Annotated in this window: 18 protein-coding genes and 1 tRNA gene; 8 read left to right on the top strand and 11 right to left on the bottom strand. The window is 61.6% G+C overall.

All coding sequences use genetic code 11. The features are described 5' to 3' along the window. Positions 1 to 12: 12 nt before the first annotated feature. A complete protein-coding gene (locus MOK15_RS05215; RefSeq protein ID WP_242930624.1) occupies positions 13 to 1572 on the bottom strand; it encodes an alpha-L-fucosidase in 1560 nt (519 codons plus the stop codon). Between the two features lie 312 nt (positions 1573 to 1884). On the opposite strand from MOK15_RS05215, the gene MOK15_RS05210 reads away from it, so the two are divergent. Together MOK15_RS05210 and MOK15_RS05205 are read left to right on the top strand one after the other, a co-directional pair. Continuing rightward, positions 1885 to 2055 (top strand): hypothetical protein, encoded by a 171-nt coding sequence (locus MOK15_RS05210; RefSeq protein ID WP_242930623.1) that lies wholly within the window; start codon positions 1885 to 1887, stop codon positions 2053 to 2055. Between the two features lie 611 nt (positions 2056 to 2666). Further along, complete coding sequence (locus MOK15_RS05205) at positions 2667 to 3194, top strand: hypothetical protein (protein ID WP_242930622.1); 528 nt, start codon at positions 2667 to 2669, stop codon at positions 3192 to 3194. Here MOK15_RS05205 and MOK15_RS05200 read toward each other — a convergent pair. The 4 genes from MOK15_RS05200 to MOK15_RS05185 form a co-directional block, all read right to left on the bottom strand. Beyond that, positions 3083 to 3721 (bottom strand): integrase arm-type DNA-binding domain-containing protein, encoded by a 639-nt coding sequence (locus MOK15_RS05200; RefSeq protein ID WP_242930621.1) that lies wholly within the window; start codon positions 3719 to 3721, stop codon positions 3083 to 3085. The two genes, MOK15_RS05205 and MOK15_RS05200, sit on opposite strands and share 112 nt — an antisense overlap. A 159-nt stretch (positions 3722 to 3880) precedes the next feature. Beyond that, positions 3881 to 3957 (bottom strand) — tRNA-Pro (locus MOK15_RS05195). Between the two features lie 269 nt (positions 3958 to 4226). Further along, positions 4227 to 4430, bottom strand: coding sequence for a hypothetical protein (locus MOK15_RS05190; RefSeq protein ID WP_242930620.1), 204 nt, complete (start codon positions 4428 to 4430; stop codon positions 4227 to 4229). 156 nt (positions 4431 to 4586) lie between these two features. Further along, the gene (locus MOK15_RS05185) at positions 4587 to 5960 is read right to left on the bottom strand and encodes a M20/M25/M40 family metallo-hydrolase (RefSeq protein WP_242930619.1); all 1374 of its coding nucleotides are present in this window, start codon (positions 5958 to 5960) and stop codon (positions 4587 to 4589) included. 113 nt (positions 5961 to 6073) lie between these two features. Between MOK15_RS05185 and ettA the strand changes: the two genes are divergently transcribed. Further along, entirely contained in the window at positions 6074 to 7759 is a 1686-nt protein-coding gene (gene ettA, locus MOK15_RS05180; RefSeq protein WP_242930618.1) for an energy-dependent translational throttle protein EttA, read from the top strand. A 169-nt stretch (positions 7760 to 7928) separates the two neighbouring features. Here the strand turns inward: ettA and MOK15_RS05175 are convergent, their stop codons facing one another. The 4 genes from MOK15_RS05175 to MOK15_RS05160 all read right to left on the bottom strand — a co-directional run bounded on the left by MOK15_RS05175 (position 7929) and on the right by MOK15_RS05160 (position 10814). Continuing rightward, positions 7929 to 8927 (bottom strand): cytochrome c peroxidase, encoded by a 999-nt coding sequence (locus MOK15_RS05175; RefSeq protein WP_347567176.1) that lies wholly within the window; start codon positions 8925 to 8927, stop codon positions 7929 to 7931. A gap of 160 nt (positions 8928 to 9087) precedes the next feature. Beyond that, a complete protein-coding gene (locus MOK15_RS05170) occupies positions 9088 to 9345 on the bottom strand; it encodes an acylphosphatase (protein WP_242932638.1) in 258 nt (85 codons plus the stop codon). Positions 9346 to 9369: 24 nt separating this feature from the next. Further along, positions 9370 to 10143, bottom strand: a complete 774-nt coding sequence (locus MOK15_RS05165) for an NYN domain-containing protein (protein ID WP_242930616.1) — start codon at positions 10141 to 10143, stop codon at positions 9370 to 9372. Positions 10144 to 10175: 32 nt separating this feature from the next. Next, positions 10176 to 10814: a carbonic anhydrase gene (locus MOK15_RS05160; RefSeq protein ID WP_242930615.1), complete on the bottom strand. Its 639-nt coding sequence runs from the start codon at positions 10812 to 10814 to the stop codon at positions 10176 to 10178. Between MOK15_RS05160 and lipA the strand changes: the two genes are divergently transcribed. Continuing rightward, positions 10813 to 11829 carry a lipoyl synthase gene (gene lipA, locus MOK15_RS05155; protein ID WP_242930614.1) on the top strand — a complete coding sequence of 339 codons (1017 nt, stop codon included), beginning with the start codon at positions 10813 to 10815 and terminating at the stop codon, positions 11827 to 11829. The two genes, MOK15_RS05160 and lipA, sit on opposite strands and share 2 nt — an antisense overlap. A 7-nt stretch (positions 11830 to 11836) precedes the next feature. Next, positions 11837 to 12307 (top strand): type II toxin-antitoxin system RatA family toxin, encoded by a 471-nt coding sequence (locus MOK15_RS05150; RefSeq protein ID WP_242930613.1) that lies wholly within the window; start codon positions 11837 to 11839, stop codon positions 12305 to 12307. Here MOK15_RS05150 and MOK15_RS05145 read toward each other — a convergent pair. Continuing rightward, positions 12259 to 12771 carry a CinA family protein gene (locus MOK15_RS05145; protein WP_242930612.1) on the bottom strand — a complete coding sequence of 171 codons (513 nt, stop codon included), beginning with the start codon at positions 12769 to 12771 and terminating at the stop codon, positions 12259 to 12261. The genes MOK15_RS05150 and MOK15_RS05145 overlap by 49 nt on opposite strands. Positions 12772 to 12775: 4 nt before the next feature. Next, complete coding sequence (locus MOK15_RS05140) at positions 12776 to 13960, bottom strand: bifunctional 2-C-methyl-D-erythritol 4-phosphate cytidylyltransferase/2-C-methyl-D-erythritol 2,4-cyclodiphosphate synthase (RefSeq protein ID WP_242930611.1); 1185 nt, start codon at positions 13958 to 13960, stop codon at positions 12776 to 12778. 122 nt (positions 13961 to 14082) lie between these two features. Between MOK15_RS05140 and dusB the strand changes: the two genes are divergently transcribed. The 3 genes from dusB to ntrC are packed head-to-tail and all read left to right on the top strand — an operon-like array spanning position 14083 to position 17653. Then, a complete protein-coding gene (gene dusB, locus MOK15_RS05135) occupies positions 14083 to 15105 on the top strand; it encodes a tRNA dihydrouridine synthase DusB (protein ID WP_242930610.1) in 1023 nt (340 codons plus the stop codon). After that, a complete protein-coding gene (locus MOK15_RS05130) occupies positions 15102 to 16211 on the top strand; it encodes an ATP-binding protein (RefSeq protein ID WP_242930609.1) in 1110 nt (369 codons plus the stop codon). The genes dusB and MOK15_RS05130 overlap by 4 nt, the downstream gene beginning before the upstream one ends. Next, positions 16211 to 17653, top strand: coding sequence for a nitrogen regulation protein NR(I) (gene ntrC, locus MOK15_RS05125; protein WP_242930608.1), 1443 nt, complete (start codon positions 16211 to 16213; stop codon positions 17651 to 17653). Before MOK15_RS05130 ends, ntrC begins: the two co-directional genes overlap by 1 nt. Positions 17654 to 17742: the final 89 nt, after the last annotated feature.

Genomic DNA, 17742 nt, shown 5'->3' with positions numbered 1-17742 from the left:
CAACGGGGATGATCAGGCAAATGATATTTCAAATGCGCTGGCATGCCGCGAAGGCAGTTGCGACGGCAGATCGATCACCAGCGCCTGACCGGCTTGCCGGAACGTCAGATTGCCCCGATGCCCAAGCAACCGGACACGGCGGACGGCGCGCCGCTCGTTCGGATTTCCGCTGGCCAGCGACGTAATCGCGACCTGGCCGGACGGTTCGCCCAGCGTGATTGCGTAGAGCGCTTCGCCTTTGGTGGTGAAGCGGATGTCCTGCGGGGTATAGTCCCCCTTTTCCTGGAACATGCCTTCGGCGGTCTCGGTCGGCCCTTCGCCGAAGATCTTCCACGGCCGCGTGCCATGGATGGCAGGGGCGTTGACTTTCATCCAGGCGGTGAGGTCCGCAAGTAGTTCTTCGGATTGAGGTGGCAGGCTACCGTCCGGATATTGCACGACATTGAGCAGCATATTGCCGTTCTTGCTGACGATGTCCGCCAGCATGGTCACGATCTGCGCCGACGTTTTATAGTCATATCGATCAGCGAAGAACCAGTCGCCGTTGGACGTATCCGTCTGCCACGGCAGGGGATTGATGTCCTTGAGCACGCCGCGCTCGACATCCTGGACGGACGCTTCCTTGTGAAACTCGCCAGTGCCGGAATCCTTGCAGGTATAGACGGCTTCCAGCTTACCCGACCGTGCGATGCTGCGGTTATAGAGATGCGCAACCAGCGACCTGCCGACCTCTCCGAAGGGCAACCCTCCGTCAGAGTAGAGCAAGTCGACCTGATAATTATCGACGAGGTCGCGAATGCGGCGGAACCACAGTTGATGGTAGTCGGGCTTTGTCGTGTACCAGCTTTGCGAGGTGTTGCGGAACGGTTCGTCGCGATTGTCGTGATACAGGTCAGAAAATTCGGGATTGGCGCCGTCATAGGCGAGGCCCAACTTCGGCCAGAACTGGTCGTAAAGATGGTTGGGATACCACCAGCTGTAGCTGGCCCCCAGATGTTCGGAGACGCCAAAGCGCAGGCCGTTCGCACGGGCTGCCTTCTGCCAATCCCCTACAATGTCTCGCTTTGGACCCATGGCGGTGGCATTCCAGCGATGATGCGTGGATCGCCACAGATCGAAATTGTCATGATGCACGCCCATGGACACGAAATATTTTGCGCCGGCGGCCGCATATTTCTTCATCAGCGCATCGGGATCGAATTTCTCCGCCTTCCACAGCGGGATAATGTCTTTGTAGCCGAACTCCGACGGGTGGCCGTATGTTTTTACATGGTAATCATAGTGCGGATGGCCGGGGACATACATGAACCGAGCATACCAGTCGCCCTGACGGGGTACGGCCTGCGGCCCCCAATGCGACCAGATTCCGAACTTGGCATCACGGAACCATTCGGGCGTTTCGTAGCCTTTCAAGGATTGCACGCTGCTATTGAAGCGGCCCGGCGGAATCTGCGGCCCAGCGGCAGGAGCCATGTTCGTTGTCGCGGCAGCCGCCTGTGCTCGTGCGGCGCTCAGTCCAAACGCGGCGGCTACCGTGCCGCTCAAGAGATCCCGTTTGCTAAACTTGCTCATAGAGACACTCCATCATCCTCTTGATCGATCCATCCGCCGGGCTTTCGTCGCCTTGCTGCTTATATTCTAGCGACTGCGCGTAAGGTCATTGCACTGGGCACAGTCCGGGCTGAGCTGAAAACGTCCCCCCAAATCAGACTGATGCGATGCCTGTATGATGGTATATTTGCAAGTGTGTTTTCATATTTCAACCTCGCCGCGTCATAGGTTCGCGTCAGTCCAGGGTGACTGTGGTGCAAGCGGGTGCGCGCTGACCATCTGGGGAGGGCGGCGTCATGCTCTTGTCCATTGGCCTGATTCCGCCCCGGGTTCATGATGGGCGTCCTGGCCCGCATGATCATCGGCAATATTCACGCCGAAATGGTCGCCGCCAAAGGCTGTGACAGTCAGGCCCGCGCGAATGGCTTATCGAGCGTGGCACTTGCTTCAAGGACTGGCGCTGCATCGCCACTCGCTTCGATTGCAACGTCAGAAACTTCATGAGCGCCATCAGCGGCGCCGCAGCCGTCATCTGGTGGCTGTAGTGAGTCCGATCCCTGGTCTTGACCATGACGAGCGAAAACCCGCCGGTTCACATCTGAGGATCGGAAATCGGCGGCGAAATGTCGCGAAAGGGTGTGCGCCGTGCAAAGGCGGGGTGAAAGGCCCACCCGGCGATGCTCCAGCCGGAAGCAACCGGGGCAGGCATGGAGGTGACGATATGTCTGAAGCCCTCGGATGACGGTCACGTAGGTGACCGTGCGAGCGTACAGGCCGTAACGTGAGTGAACGCTGAGCAATCCTCGAAAAGGACGATGTGCAGGCCGACCCGTTAACCCTTACGGGGAAGGTTGATATGGGCGGGCAAGTTTGAGCGACGTTGGAGCCCGTCTGCGGCACCGGGGTAGTGGCGACGGCATGTACGCAAGGAAAGTGCACGCAACACGGGAAGCCCCATGGCGTGCCGAGGGATCGGCAACCGGACGCCCGCGAGGGATGGGAAGGGCGTGATGGGGTGGCGGAGAGGCCCGTAGTACCGATGAAGCCGGGTAATGCCGGTGGAGGGAAGGAGCCTTAGTTCAAGACGAACGCGACACGTGGTGAGGGGCAGGAGATTGGGCAACCTATCAGCTCCGAAAAGCGTCCAGAAACTGCAGAAGGCGTTGCACGCGAAAGCGAAGGCAGAGGCCGGTTACCGCTTTTACGCGCTGTATGACAAGATCAGCCGCGATGACATTCTGGCTCATGCCTATGCCCAGTGTCGCTCCAATAAGGGCGCGCCGGGCGTGGATGGACAGGATTTTGCGAACATCGAGGTATATGGTGCCGAGCGGTGGCTGGCGGAACTGGCGCTGTCGCTCAGAGAGGAGACGTATTGGCCGGAACCGATCAGACGTGTCTACATACCGAAAGCCAACGGCAAACTCAGGCCGCTGGGCATTTCCACTATGCGGGATCGGGTCTGCATGACAGCAGCAATGCTGGTGCTGGAGCCGATCTTCGAGGCCGATCTTCCACCTGAAATCTACGCCTATCGCGCTGGGCGCAATGCCCAGCAGGCGGTGATCGATGTGGAGGAGCAGCTAGTCAATGGGCCACTCAGAAGGGGGCAGATCACCAATTCCTCCGCAATCGCATATTGATACACGGCCGAAATTCGTTGCAGTAGCCGGTGTCCGGTTTCCAGTGCGCCCCGCGACTGCACGCCCACCAGCAAGTCGCGCACATTCTGCGCCCTGACGTGCCGAATATCCAAGGCGCCCAGCGCCTTGAACACGTCCCGCTGAAAGCTGTTCAGCACTTCGGTCGCGTGCCGGGGCTTCCATTGCGGTTCCTGCAATGCGTGCCAGCGCCGCGTTACCGCCTCGAAACTGTTGTCTGGATTGGTGGCAAGCGCGCGCCGCTTGGCCTTGGTGCTGAATTCCAACGCCGGATCGCGTCCTTCGTTCAAGGTCTTGCGCGCAGTTACGGACATTTCCCGCGCTTCCTGCAACCTGACTTCCGGGTATGCCCCGAAGCCAATCTGCTTTTCCTTCCCGCCGATGCGATATTTGAGGCGCCAGCTTTTGTGACCGGTGGTGCTTACCAGCAGGTGCAAGCCATGTGCGTCGAACAATTTGAGGGGCTTCGCTCCGGCCTTTGCCGCCTTGCACTCCTTGTCCGTCAGCATCCAACGCCCCCACTGTCAAAAGAGCGCGCCCCCGAAACGCCCCCGACGGCATCGGGAAGGCATGAACCGGGATGGGACGCCCCGGCACCGCCGAATGGCCAAAAACTGGCGCAATTGCAACAGCTTCAGGACAGGTTGAGACAGTGTAAGAAAGGAAAGTGGTCGGGGAGACAGGATTCGAACCTGCGACATCCTGCTCCCAAAGCAGGCGCGCTACCAGACTGCGCTACTCCCCGAATGGGGCGGCCTTAGCGGGGAAGCGCGTGTCCCGTCAATCGGCGATCAGTGGAAGAAGAGCCATAAAAGCAGAATAATCGGGATCGGTACGCCCAGCAACCACAGCAATATGCCTTTCCCCATATCATCTCTCCGTTTCGTTTGAAGGGAAACCCTTGGGAACGGCGCGATGTTCCTGCTCTACTGAGAGCCATGGCCATGGGAAGCGGACAACGAAAAGGGCGGACCCTTTCGGATCCGCCCTTCGAAATCTCGCTTAATGCAGAGATTACAGCGCGTTCGCAGCGTTGTTCGTCGCATTCGCGGCGTTGTCGGCAGCGTTCGCGGCGTTGTCAGCAGCGTTGACGGCGTTTTCGACGACGTTTTCGACGACAGCGTTCGAAGCGTTCGCGGTCTCGTTGGCCGGCTTCTCACCGCAAGCGGCGAGGGCCATCAGGCTGGCCGAAGCGAAAACAACAGCGATCTTCTTCATTGTGTACGGCTCCCATAGCATTATGCCGCGTCTGGCACATTATGATGTGGCCCTACGCGAGCGACCCGCATTAACGTGTGCGCTGCACAAATCAATGCTTTTCTGCGTCGGTGAAGCGGCAGAATCACGCGACAGGGCGTTGTCTACTATAAAAGTTCAGTTAGCGCTCAATGTTTCTGATGCGTTAGCGACCAGGTTCAGCGTCACGGCCCAGGCAGCGACATTCTGCCGCAACTGTTCGGGATCGACCTTGTCCAGCGTGTCGTCGGGCGTGTGGTGGATGTCGAAATAGCGCGTGCCATCCTGTTGCAAATCAATGACAGGCACGCCGGCCTTCACAAGCGGTGCAATGTCTGCACCGCCGCCCGCTTCCTGCGTGCTGGCGCCTACGCCCAGCGGTGCGAGCGCCTGTGCGATAGTTTTTGCCAAGGCTTCATGACCTTGCGGCAGCTTGAAATCGACGCGCCAGATGCGGTCGGCGCCGAAATCCGATTCGATCGCCAGCGCATGTTTTTCCTGTCCATGCGCCTTATAATAAGCGCGCGCGCCATCACCGCCGATCTCCTCCGCGCCCGCCATCAGCACACGGATGGTGCGGCGGGGCCGGCCGGCCCTGGAGACTTGAAGCGCGGATGCCGCCGCGATGGCGCAGCCGGTCGCGTCGTCGGTCGCGCCGGTGCCCTGGTCCCAGCTATCGAGATGGCAGGCGGCCACGACGATACCGGCCGCCGGATCGCTGCCGGGGATTTCGGCGATGACATTGCCGGAGGGCTGGTCTTTCAACATCTTGGAGGTGAGCGTCAGGTGCAGTTTCACCGGCTGTCCGCGCGCGATCACGCGGGCGAGCTGCTCGGCGTCGGGCACTGAAAGCGCCGCCGCCGGGATCGGCGTCACGCCATCCGCCCACATTTGCACGCCGGTATGCGGCACGCGATGATGGTCGGTGCCGATCGATCGGATCAGGATGGCGATCGCGCCCTTCTTCGATGCTATGCTTGGGCCCTGACGCCGCGCAGCGCCGAAATAGCCGTAGGAGGAGCCGTCCTGCGTCGCTTTCATATCATGGTCGACAAAGGCGATCTTGCCCTTGAGGGCGGATTCGGGCGCGGCTTCCAAATCGGCGATGCTGGGGAAATAGACGACTTCGCCTTCAATTCCCTTGTCGCTGGTCGATCCGCTGTTGCCGAGTGCCGCCAGCACCAGATTCTGCGGGAAGGGGGAAAGGATGCGGGCTTCGTCATGCCCGCGTACCCAGACCGGCATGGTATAAGGTTCGGCGCGGACGTTGGAGAAGCCCAGCGCCTTGAGCTTTGCCACCGCCCAATCGCGTGCCCGCGCTTCCTGCGGCGTACCGGCAGGGCGCGGGCCGACTTCGGTGGTCAGTCCTTCGGTAAAGTCCCAGGCGACGCCATCTTTGAGCGCCGCATCGCGAATCGCGCTGCTGTCGGCAGACGCCGCATGGGAAAGGGCGGGGGTGAGGATGCTGCCAAGGAGCAGGGCGGCAGACAGGCCCGATCGGATTTTATACATGGGTGAAGGCTTATCCGGGCATCCCCCATTTGCCAATGCCTTCCGCCTCCGCTAACTCGGCGCAGTTTTTCCACCTGATTTTCCTACCTGTCTTTTCGGAGCTGCGCGAACCCATGTCCGCCTCATCGCAATATGCCTATGTCATGAAGAGCATGACCAAGACCTTCCCCGGCGCGGCGAAGCCGGTGCTGAACCAGATCAACCTGCAATTTTATCGCGGTTCGAAGATCGGCATCGTCGGCCCCAACGGCGCGGGCAAGTCGACCCTGATGAAGATCATGGCCGGCATCGATACGGATTTCAGCGGTGAAGCCTGGCCGGGCGAGAATATCACGGTCGGCTATCTGCCGCAGGAACCGCAGCTCGACCCGACCAAGACGGTGCTGGAGAATGTGAAGGACGGCGCTCGCGAGATCGCGGACAAGATGGACCGTTTCAACGAGATCAGTATGATCATGGCCGATCCGCCGGAAGACGTCGATTTCGACGCGCTGATGGAGGAAATGGGCACGTTGCAGGAGCAAATCGACGCGGTCGACGGCTGGACGCTCGACAACCAGCTTGAAATCGCGATGGAAGCGCTGCGTTGCCCGCCGTCGGACTGGTCGGTGGAAAGCCTGTCGGGTGGTGAAAAGCGCCGCATCGCGCTGACCCGCCTGCTGATCCAGAAGCCGGACATCCTGCTGCTCGACGAACCGACCAACCATTTGGACGCCGAAAGCGTTACCTGGCTGGAAAACCACCTCAAGGAATATGCCGGGTCGGTGTTGATGATAACCCATGACCGCTATTTCCTCGACAATGTCGTCGGCTGGATCCTGGAACTCGATCGCGGAAAATATTTCCCGTACGAAGGCAACTACTCCACCTATCTGGAGAAGAAGGCCAAGCGCCTGGAGCAGGAGGACCGCGAGGCCACCGGCCGCCAGAAGGCGATCAACGATGAGCTGGAATGGATCAGGGCCGGCACCAAGGGCCGCCAGACCAAGTCCAAGGCGCGTATCAAGAAGTTCGAGGAACTGGTCGCCGGCCAGAACAACCGCACGCCCGGCAAGGCGCAGATCGTCATTCAGGTGCCGGAACGGCTGGGCGGCAAGGTGATCGAGTTCAAGGGCATTAGCAAAGCCTATGGCGACAAGCTGCTGTTCGAGGACCTGTCCTTCCTGTTGCCACCGGGCGGTATCGTCGGCGTCATCGGTCCGAACGGCGCGGGCAAATCCACCCTGTTCCGCATCATCACCGGTCAGGAGACCCCCGATTCGGGCGAAGTCGACATCGGTTCGACCGTGCGCCTGGGCTATGTCGACCAGAGCCGCGACCATCTGGATGCCTCCAAGAATGTCTGGGAGGAAGTGTCGGACGGCCTGGACTATGTGAAGGTCAACGGTCACGACATGTCGACCCGCGCCTATGTCGGGGCCTTCAACTTCAAGGGGCAGGACCAGCAGAAGAATGTCGGCAAGCTGTCGGGTGGTGAGCGCAACCGCGTCCACATCGCCAAGATGCTGAAGAAGGGCGGCAATGTGCTGCTACTCGACGAACCGACCAACGACCTCGACGTGGAAACGCTGGGCGCGCTGGAGGAAGCGATCGAGAATTTCGCGGGCTGCGCCGTGGTCATCAGCCATGACCGTTTCTTCCTTGATCGTCTCGCCACCCATATCCTGGCCTTCGAAGGCGACAGCCATGTCGAGTGGTTCGAAGGCAATTTCGAGGCTTATGAGGAAGACAAGCGCCGCCGCCTGGGCGATGCTGCCGATCGTCCGACGCGCCTGGCCTACAAGAAGTTGACCCGCTGATCGGCCACGGCTGATTGCGTATGGGACAACCATGTTGCAATTTTTGCAACCGCAAACGGTTGTTTCGCACTTGCGATGGTGACGCTAACATTTCATAAAGGGCAGGCCTTTCAGGCATCCTCTCCTAAAAACTTTCAGGCCGGTCCCATTGGGATCGGCCTTTTTTTGGTCAGATGACGGTTGGGCAAGCGGCTGGCGGCGGGCCAAGGGCGGCGTTCTTCAGGAAATCGCGATCGGTCAGCGAATCGAGAAACGCCAGCAGAGCGGGCATTTCGATATCGCCAAGTTGCGTCGCCGCATGACGCCGAATCGCCGCTTCCATGGTCGGGCTTTGCCCATCATGCAGCCATGGGCCGGTCACGGCGACATTGCGGAGCGAGGGCGTGCGGAAGCGTTCGGGCGGCGGTTCAAATCCGGGTGGTAGCGGTTTGCCGCCATAGGCGCTGTTGTCGATCTCACCCGGCGCGGCGCTCCCGACATAATGAATATTTCCATCGGTAAAATCCTGACCACTATGGCAGGAGACGCAACCCGACGCCGCGAACTGCGCTGCTCCCTTTTGTGCCAGCGGGGAAAGATTGCCCTGGTCATAGGGGCTGCCAAAGGAAATCATGGTTCGCTCGAAGGCGCCAAGCGCTGCCGTCACCTTCGCATAAGTCGCGCCACCCTTCGCATTCGGGAACGCCTGCGTGAACAGGCGGCGGTAGCAGGAATCGGTATCTAGCCGCTGGGCCAGTTCAGCATCGTTGCCGGCCATGCCCATCTCGACCGGCTTTGTTCCGGTCATCGGCACCATCGCCTGTGCCTCCAGCGTCGAGATGCCCGCCTCAATCCACGTGAAGCCTGTGCGCCAGGCGACGTTGGCAAGGCCCGGAACATTGCGTACGCCCATCTCTCCCGTGACGCCAATATGGGTAGGCAGGCCATCGCTGAAACCGTGAGACTGGCTATGGCAATCGGCGCAAGCCATGCTGCCATTCTGCGACAAGGCGCGATCATAAAAGAGGCGACGGCCAAGCGCGACCTTGATGGCGCTCATGTCATTATCGGCAGGGATGGACGGAACAATGACTCCGGCTGGCAGGGCGGGCCAGCGCCATGCGGGTCGAGCAGCGATCACGCCTGTAGCCAGCAATGCCATACCGACAATGATGGGTGCCACGTTCATCCGCATAACCTGTCCCCTTTGCCGTGGAAGACGAAGACAGGCTGCCTGATCCGCAAGGTGGGGTAAACAAGGAAGGAGAGGAGGGGGGAAAGCAGGAGTTGGGGGATTGTTGCGAGGCTGTCCTCTCGTCCGGTCGAAACGGCTCTGTAGTCCAAATCCTTCAGATCGTCGGGTGTTTCTCGAACCCGTTGAGCGCCTGGACTGTTGCGTCCGTGGTATCGATCCGCATCACTTGCGCAGCCGATGGCCCTTCATGCGCCAACATGATGAAGCGCTCTATCGTTTCTGCTTCACCTTGTAACAGCATTTCGACGCCGCCTTCCGTTCGGTTGCGCACCCACCCGGCAAGACCGAGTCCACACGCTGTTTCTGCCGCCCAGGCGCGATACCAGACGCCCTGGACGCGGCCGTGAACCATCAAGCGGCGGGCAAATGACAGGCATCAGCGGACCCGCTTGATCCATGTCTGCCCACCTTCGCGGACTTCGACCAGGAAATTGGGGATGGTGCGCACCAGGTCCGACAGTCGCTTATACCCATAGTTCCGCGTGTCGAAGCTGGAGCGATTGCCCGCCAACTGTCCGACGCTGCCCAGCGAGGCGAAGCCCTTTTCGTCGCGCTTCACCGCATCATAAGCATCGATCAGCAGCTTCACGACCTCGGCATCGACCGGCTTGGCCTTGATTTCTCCGCTGCTTTTCGGCGCAGGTCTGGCTGAAGCGGCTCCGGCGGCCCTTTTCGCGGTGGGTTTCGTGATCGGCACTTCGGCCGATTCCAAGGCGGCGACGTCGATGAAGCGGGTGCAGGCGCGGCGGAAGCCTTCGGGCGTGTTGGCCGTGCCGAAACCATAGACCGGGATGCCATCCTGCCGGATGCGCGTGACCAGTGGCGTGAAGTCGCTGTCGCTGGACATGAGGCCAAAGCCGTCGACGCGCCCGCTGGCCAGCAGGTCCATCGCGTCGATCGTCATCTTCATGTCGGTGGCGTTCTTGCCCTTGGTCAGGTCGAACTGCTGCTGCGGTTCGATCGCCTGGGTGATGGAAAGGGCGGCCCACGCCTTGAGCGTCGCCTTGCTCCAGTTGCCATAAGCGCGACGGATATTGACCGTCCCCAGTTCGGCCAGCACCGTCATCACCGAATCGAAATGCGCCGCCGACGCATTGTCCGCGTCGATCAGCAGGGCAATGTTGCCGCGGCCTTCCTGTCGTGTCGCCATGGCGGCTTCCTTTCGTTCAGGCGGGTTTTCGATCAGGCAGGGGAGAAGGCGCCGCTCGCTTCGTCCAATATGTGAAGCTGTCCGTCCGCGATGGCGAAGAAGCTGCCGATCAGTTTGAGTTCGCCATTGCGTTCCTTGGACCGGACGCAGGGGAAGCTGCGGAGATTGGCGAGGCTGACCTTGACGGCTTCCTGCTCCATGGCGCGCTCCACATCGCGGTCGCGTTGCTCGCCATAGCGGCCCACTACCACGTCGCGCGCGCCGTCCAGCAGCTCGATCCAGTTATGGATGAAGCCGCCTTCGCCCGGCGGCGCATCCTTCAGATCATGGCTGAGTGCCGCCTTGCAACCACCGCATTTGCCGTGCCCCATGACGACGATTTCACCGACTTTCAGCACCTGCACCGCGAATTCCAGTGCGGCCGATACGCCATGATGGCCGGGATTGGTTTCGAACGGAGGGACCAGCGCCGCGACATTGCGCACAACGAATATCTCGCCGGGGCTGGTGTCGAAAATCTGGGCCGGATCGACGCGGCTGTCCGAACAGGCGATCACCATCACCCTGGGGCTCTGCCCCTCGGCCAGTTCGCCCCATCGCTCCCGCTGCTGGTTCCAGCCGGTGTTGCGGAAGCGGTGGTAGCCCTGAAGCATGTCGGCAAAGTCGCTCATGGCGTGGGTGTGCCGTACAAAGTCAGGACTGGCAAGTAGGCCCAAGCATCGCTATCTGGGGCGCATGAACGACATCAGCCCGATCCCCGTGCCCGGTCAGCCCGCCAGCCCGGAACGCGCCCGCAAGCCCGACTGGATTCGCGTCAAGGCGCCGACCAGCCCCGCCTATCATGAGACCCGCAAGCTGATGCGCGACAAGGGCCTCAACACGGTGTGCGAGGAAGCGGCCTGTCCCAATATCGGCGAATGCTGGACCAAGAAGCACGCCACGGTGATGATCCTGGGTGATGTCTGCACCCGCGCCTGCGCCTTCTGCAACGTCAAGACCGGGATGCCGCGCAAGGTCGATCCCAAAGAGCCGCAGAATCTGGCCGACGCCTGCGCCGAAATGGGGCTGGAACATATCGTCATCACGTCGGTTGACCGCGATGACCTGCCCGATGGCGGCGCGTCGCAATTCGTCAAGGTGATTGAGGCGCTGCGCCGGACCACGCCGAACACGACGATCGAGATTCTGACGCCTGACTTCCGTAACAAGCATGAGCGCGCGGTCGAGATGATCGTCACGGCCCGGCCGGACGTCTATAACCATAATCTGGAGACGGTCCCGCGCCTTTACCCGACCATCCGCCCCGGCGCGCGCTATTATGCGTCGTTGCGCCTGCTGGAGTCGGTGAAGAAGCTCGATCCGTCGATCTTCACCAAGTCGGGCATCATGCTGGGCCTGGGCGAGGAGCGGCTGGAGGTCCATCAGGTGATGGACGACATGCGTTCGGCCGATATCGATTTCCTGACCATGGGCCAATATCTCCAACCCACGCCCAAGCACGCCAAGGTGATGGAGTTCGTCACCCCGGCCGCGTTCAACGCCTATGCAGGCATTGCGCGGGCCAAGGGCTTCCTGCAGGTGGCGTCCAGCCCGCTGACCCGTTCCAGCTATCATGCGGGCAAGGATTTCGCCGAGATGAAGGCCGCGCGCGAGGCGCAACTGGCCAAGGCGGCGACGAAGGCCTGACCCTTTCATGCCCAAGCATAACGAGACGCGCCACCTTCCCTATACGCCGACGCAGATGTTCGACCTGGTGTCGAACGTCGCCGCCTATCCCGAATTTCTGCCATGGATCAGCGCTATCCGCGTCCGTTCCGACAGCGAGACGGAAATGGTTGCCGACATGATCGTGGGCTTCAAGGGGGTGAAGGAAAGCTTCACCTCGCGTGTCCACAAGCATCGGCCCGACCATGTTCGGGTCGATTATCTGGATGGCCCGCTCAAGCATCTCCACAATGAGTGGAGCTTTCGTGACGACGGGCAGGGCGGGGTGCTGGTCGATTTCGAGGTGGAGTTCGAATTCAAGAACCGGCTGTTCGAAATGCTGGCCGGTCAGTTCTTCGACAAGGCGCTGCGCAAGATGATCGGTGCGTTCGAAACGCGTGCGGCGGCGCTTTACGCGCCTTCGGGCAACAGCAGTTCCAGCGCGCACAGCGCCGCCTGAAGCCGCACGCCGCCCCGGCCATTATCCTCGAAATGATGCATGTCGGCCACGACCTTGTCGGGGCTGGCGCCGCGTTCGGCACGGGCGAAGACGACCGTGCCAACCGGCTTCTGCTCGCTGCCGCCGCCCGGCCCGGCAATGCCGGTGATGGCGACGGCGACATGAGCATGGCTCATGTTGAGCGCGCCCTGCGCCATGGCCCAGGCGGTGGCGATGGACACCGCACCAAATGTATCAAGCACATCATGCGAAACGTTCAGAAGTTTCGCCTTCATATCATTGGAATATGTAATGAAACCGGCTTCGAACACCTCGGACGAGCCGGCGATTTCGGTGAGCGCTGCCGACACGAGGCCGCCGGTGCAGCTTTCCGCCACCGCGACCGTGCGTCCTGCGCGACGATTGGCGACGATGACTTTTTCGGCGAGTTCGACCAATTGGGTCGGAAGGACGGTATCGGGCATAAGGTCAGGATAGCGCGGGGAGGGAGAGGGTGGCAACCGCCTGCGCGGCGATGCCTTCGCCCCGGCCGGCAAACCCCAGTTTCTCGGTGGTGGTCGCTTTGACGCTGATACGGTCGAGCGGGATCGCCAATATGCTGGCAATCCGCGAGCGCATGGCGTCGCGATGCGGACCGATCTTGGGCGCTTCGCAGATGATCGTCAGGTCGATATGCTCGATCATGCCGTCCCGCGCCGTCGCCCGATCACGCGCATAGGCGAGGAAACGGTCGGAGGATGCGCCGCGCCATTGCGGATCGGAGGGCGGGAAATGGCTGCCGATATCACCCTCCGCCAACGCGCCGAGAATGGCGTCCACGATCGCGTGAAGGGCCACGTCGGCGTCGCTGTGTCCGGCCAGGCCGCGATCGTGCGGGACCAATATGCCGCCCAGCCAAAGCTCTTCATCAGGGGCGAGGCGATGGACGTCATAGCCCATGCCGACGCGCGTGCTGCGCGGTGTCGCCAGTCGCTCTTCGGCGCGGGCGAAATCCCGGTCATAGGTCAATTTCTCAAGCCTTTCATCGCCTTGCACCAGGTTGACGTCATGACCCCAGGCCTGGAATATCTGCGCATCGTCGGTGGCTTCCTGTGCATCATCCCATGCCCGATGCGCCGCGAGGATCGCGTCGAAGCGGAAGGCCTGCGGCGTCTGCACGCGATGAAGGCTCGCCCGATCGACGCCATCCGCCATCACGCCATCCGCGCCACGTACCAGCGTGTCGGCGACGGGGAGGGTGGGGATGGCGCCCTGTGCGTCATCCAACGCCACCAGCAGCCGGTCGATCACGGCAGCCGGCAGGAAGGGGCGAGCCGCGTCATGGATCAGCACGACATCCGCGCCACCATTGTCCGCGATCGCTTCCAGCCCTGCGCGGACCGATCCGCGCCGGCTGTCCGCGCCGGTGATGAAGGACGCGACATCGCGATCGCCCAGCAAGGCGCGTGCCGTTTCTGCCTGTTCCGCGCCCAACACGATATGGATGGTGTCGATCCCGCCATGCGCGGCCAGCGCGTTAAAGGCGTGCGCCAAAACGGACTGGCCCGCCACCATCCTGAACTGCTTGGGGACGCTCCCGCCCGCCCGGCTTCCCTGGCCCGCGGCGACGATCAGCGCGACGATCTTGCTGTTTGATGTCATGGGGCGGCGCATAGCGGGTCGTGGGACAGACTGGAAGTGCGCTTCTGTTGGGGGCAAGGGAGGCTCGCTTGCCGCCGGACCCATTTTCCGCTAAGGGCTGCCTGTTTTTTAGGCAGTTCATCAAAGTAAAGATCATGCGCAGGCTTTCTCCCATCTCCATCGGTCCAGTGACCATCGACATGCCGGTCGTGCTGGCGCCGATGACGGGCGTCACCGACATGCCCTTCCGCACGCTCGTCCGCCGCTATGGCTCGGGCCTCAACGTGACGGAGATGATCGCGTCGGCGGCGATGATCCGCGAGACCCGCCAGTCGCTGCAAAAGGCCGCCTGGCATCCGCTGGAGGAGCCGGTGTCGATGCAGCTTGCCGGTTGTTCGCCCACGGAAATGGCCGACGCCGCCAAGCTCAATGCCGATCGTGGCGCGGCGATCATCGACATCAATATGGGCTGCCCGGTGAAGAAGGTCGTCAATGGCGATGCGGGCAGCGCGTTGATGCGCGATCTGCCGCTGGCCGCCGCCCTCATCAAGGCGACGGTGGAGGCGGTCGATGTTCCCGTGACCGTGAAGATGCGCATGGGCTGGGATCATTCCAGCCTCAACGCCCCAGAACTCGCCCATATTGCCGAGGATCTGGGCGCGAAGCTTATCACCGTCCATGGCCGCACCCGCTGCCAGATGTACAAGGGCAGCGCTGATTGGGCCTTCGTTCGGTCGGTCAAGGATGCGGTGAAGCTGCCGGTCATCGTCAACGGCGACATCTGCTCGATCGAGGATGCGGATACGGCCTTGGAACAGAGCGGCGCCGATGGCGTCATGATCGGCCGCGGGGCCTATGGCCGGCCCTGGCTGATCGGTCAGGTCATGGCCTGGCTGGCCGATGGCACGCGCTTGCCTGATCCGTCTCTGGCGGAGCAATATCGAGTGATTATAGAGCATTATCACGCAATGCTCGATCATTATGATAATTACACCGGCGTCAATATGGCCCGCAAACATATCGGCTGGTACACCAAGGGATTGACCGGATCGGCTGAGTTCCGCAACGCCGTGAACCAGGAACCGGAAGCGGAAAAGGTGCTCGACATGCTCGCCCGCTTCTATGAACCGCTGATCGCCAGCGGCCTTGATCCGGCGGAGTTGCGCAAGGCGGCATGACAGTGGCGCTGTCGTCCGCCCCGCCGCTTCGCGTGCAGCAGGACGGGCCATCATTGGGTGAGCAGATGACCGCGTTGCCGGTCGCGACGCTCGTCGTGAAGCCGGACAACAGCATCGCCGACGCCAATGTCCGCGCGGAAACGCTGCTCAACATGGCGCGATCGGCGATCATCGGCAGCGATATAGCGCGTACGATCCGCATCGCCGAAGCCGGCGCGCGTTTCGACATCTGGCACAGCAACAAGCCGATCGCCGCCTATGATATCAAGGTTCATGCCGGCCGCACCGCCGAGATGGAAGTGGACTTGATGATCGCGCCGATCGTCGACCATGAGGGCTGGCGCGTCGTGTCGCTCCATGCCCAGAGCCAGGCGCGCAAGATCGGCCATCGCGGATCGTCGGGGGGCGCCCGTTCCGCCATGGGCGCGGCCGCGATCCTGGCGCATGAGATCAAGAACCCGCTATCGGGCATTCGCGGCGCGGCGCAATTGCTGGAATCCAGCCATGGCGGGCGCGACGCGGCGCTGACCCAGCTCATCTGCAACGAGGTGGACCGGATCGCGGCCCTCATCGACCGGATGCAGGATTTCACGACCGACCGCACGCTGGAATGCCACCCCGGCAACATCTATCCCCTGATCGATCGGGCGGCGGGTATTGCAGCAGCAGGATTTGCAAAAAATATAAAGATCATAAAGCATTATGATCCATCTTTACCATTCGCCAACATTAATGACGATGCGCTGGTGCAGGTGATGATTAATCTGCTCAAAAATGCCGCCGAGGCGCTGGAGCATGTCGCCAAGCCGCGCATCCGTGTGGAAACCGCCTTCCGCCATGGCGTCTCGGTCGTGGTTGGTGACGGCAAGGGCAGCGCGGTGCTGCCAATCGAAATCCTCGTTATCGACAATGGACCCGGCGTGCCCGAACATATTCTCGACCATCTCTTCAATCCCTTCATCACCGGCAAGCGCGACGGGCAAGGGCTGGGCCTGGCGCTGGTGGACAAGCTGGTTCGCGACATGAGCGGTTTCGTCCAATATGCGCGCGACGCGGAGGCGGGAGAGTCCAGCTTCCGCATCCTGCTGCCGATGGGAATGGCGTGATGGCGGCGACTGGCGCGATCCTGGTGGTGGATGATGATCCCGCCATCTGCGTGGTGGTCGGCGAAGCGCTCCGCCGGCAGGGGCATAAGGTCAAGACCGCCGCTTCCATCCGCGAGCGTGCTGCGCTGATGGAAAGTTTCGCGCCCGACGTTCTCATTACCGACGTCATGCTGCCGGACGGCGACGGGCTGGACGATGTAGCGGACATATTGGCGACCAAGCCTGGCCTGAATGTCATCATCCTGTCGGCGCAGAACACGCTGAACACCGCGATCCGTGCGACCGAGAAGGGGGCGTTCGAATATCTGCCCAAGCCCTTCGATCTCAACGAGCTGACCCGCGCGGTGTCCGACGCGCTCGGCACCCGGCAGAGCGCGGAGGAACCGGGAGAAGTCGGGCTGCCCCATGACGGTCTGCCGCTGGTCGGCCGTTCTCCGGCGATGCAGGAAGTTTACCGCACCATTGCCCGCGTCCTGTCCAATGACCTTTCCATTCTGGTGCTGGGTGAGTCGGGCACGGGCAAGGAGCTGGTGGCGGAAGCGATCCACAGCCTGGGGCAGCGGCGCACCAAGCCCTTCGTGCCGATCAACATGGCCGCAATTCCGCGCGAACTGATCGAGGCGGAACTGTTCGGCTATGAAAAGGGCGCCTTTACCGGCGCGCACGCCCGTACCGCCGGCAAGTTCGAGCAGGCGCAGGGCGGCACGCTGTTCCTCGATGAAATTGGCGATATGCCGATGGAAGCGCAGACCCGGCTGCTGCGTGTGCTTCAATCGGGCGAAGTGACGACTGTGGGCGGGTCGAAACCTGTCCGGGTCAATGTCCGCATTATCGCGGCGACCAACAAGGATCTGCCCCATCTGATCGAAGAAGGTCGCTTTCGCCAGGATCTCTATTATCGCCTCAATGTCGTGCCGATCGCCCTGCCGGCGCTGCGCGAGCGGCGCGAGGACGTGATCCTGCTGGCCCGCCATTTCCTGGAACGTGCCGCGCGGGATGGGCTGCCGCGCAAGACGTTGGCCGACGATGCGGCGCAACTGCTGATGGCCTGGCACTGGCCGGGCAATGTACGCGAGCTACAGAATATGATGCAGCGCCTGTCGGTCCTCAGCCGCGAAAATATCATCACGGCGGAGATGTTGCGGCACATGCTGCCGATCGACGCCGTGCCCGCCGACTATGTGGCGCCGGCCGATCAGTTGGTCCATGCCGTGCGGGATTGGGCGAAGCGGCAATTGGGCGTGGGCATCGGCCAGCCCCAGCGCAGCCTGCATGACGATCTGCTGGCGGTAATCGAGCCGGTCCTGCTGGAGGAAGTTCTTTCCAGCGTTGATGGCAATCAGATTCGCGCTGCGGCGCTGCTTGGCATCAATCGGAACACGCTTCGCAAGAAGCTCACCGACTATGGTCTCGACCCGCTTCAGTTGCGGCTGAGTGATTGACGGAAATTCCGTGGCATATCAGGACGAACCGACGGTCTGTATCGATCAGCGACATGGAAAGCCCAAAATACTGTGTTTGAATGGGCACG

It is taken from the genome of Sphingobium sp. BYY-5 (genome assembly GCF_022758885.1).
Taxonomy (GTDB): domain Bacteria; phylum Pseudomonadota; class Alphaproteobacteria; order Sphingomonadales; family Sphingomonadaceae; genus Sphingobium.
Note: the sequence above shows the minus strand (reverse complement) of the source record. Positions and strands in the feature narration are given on the sequence as shown.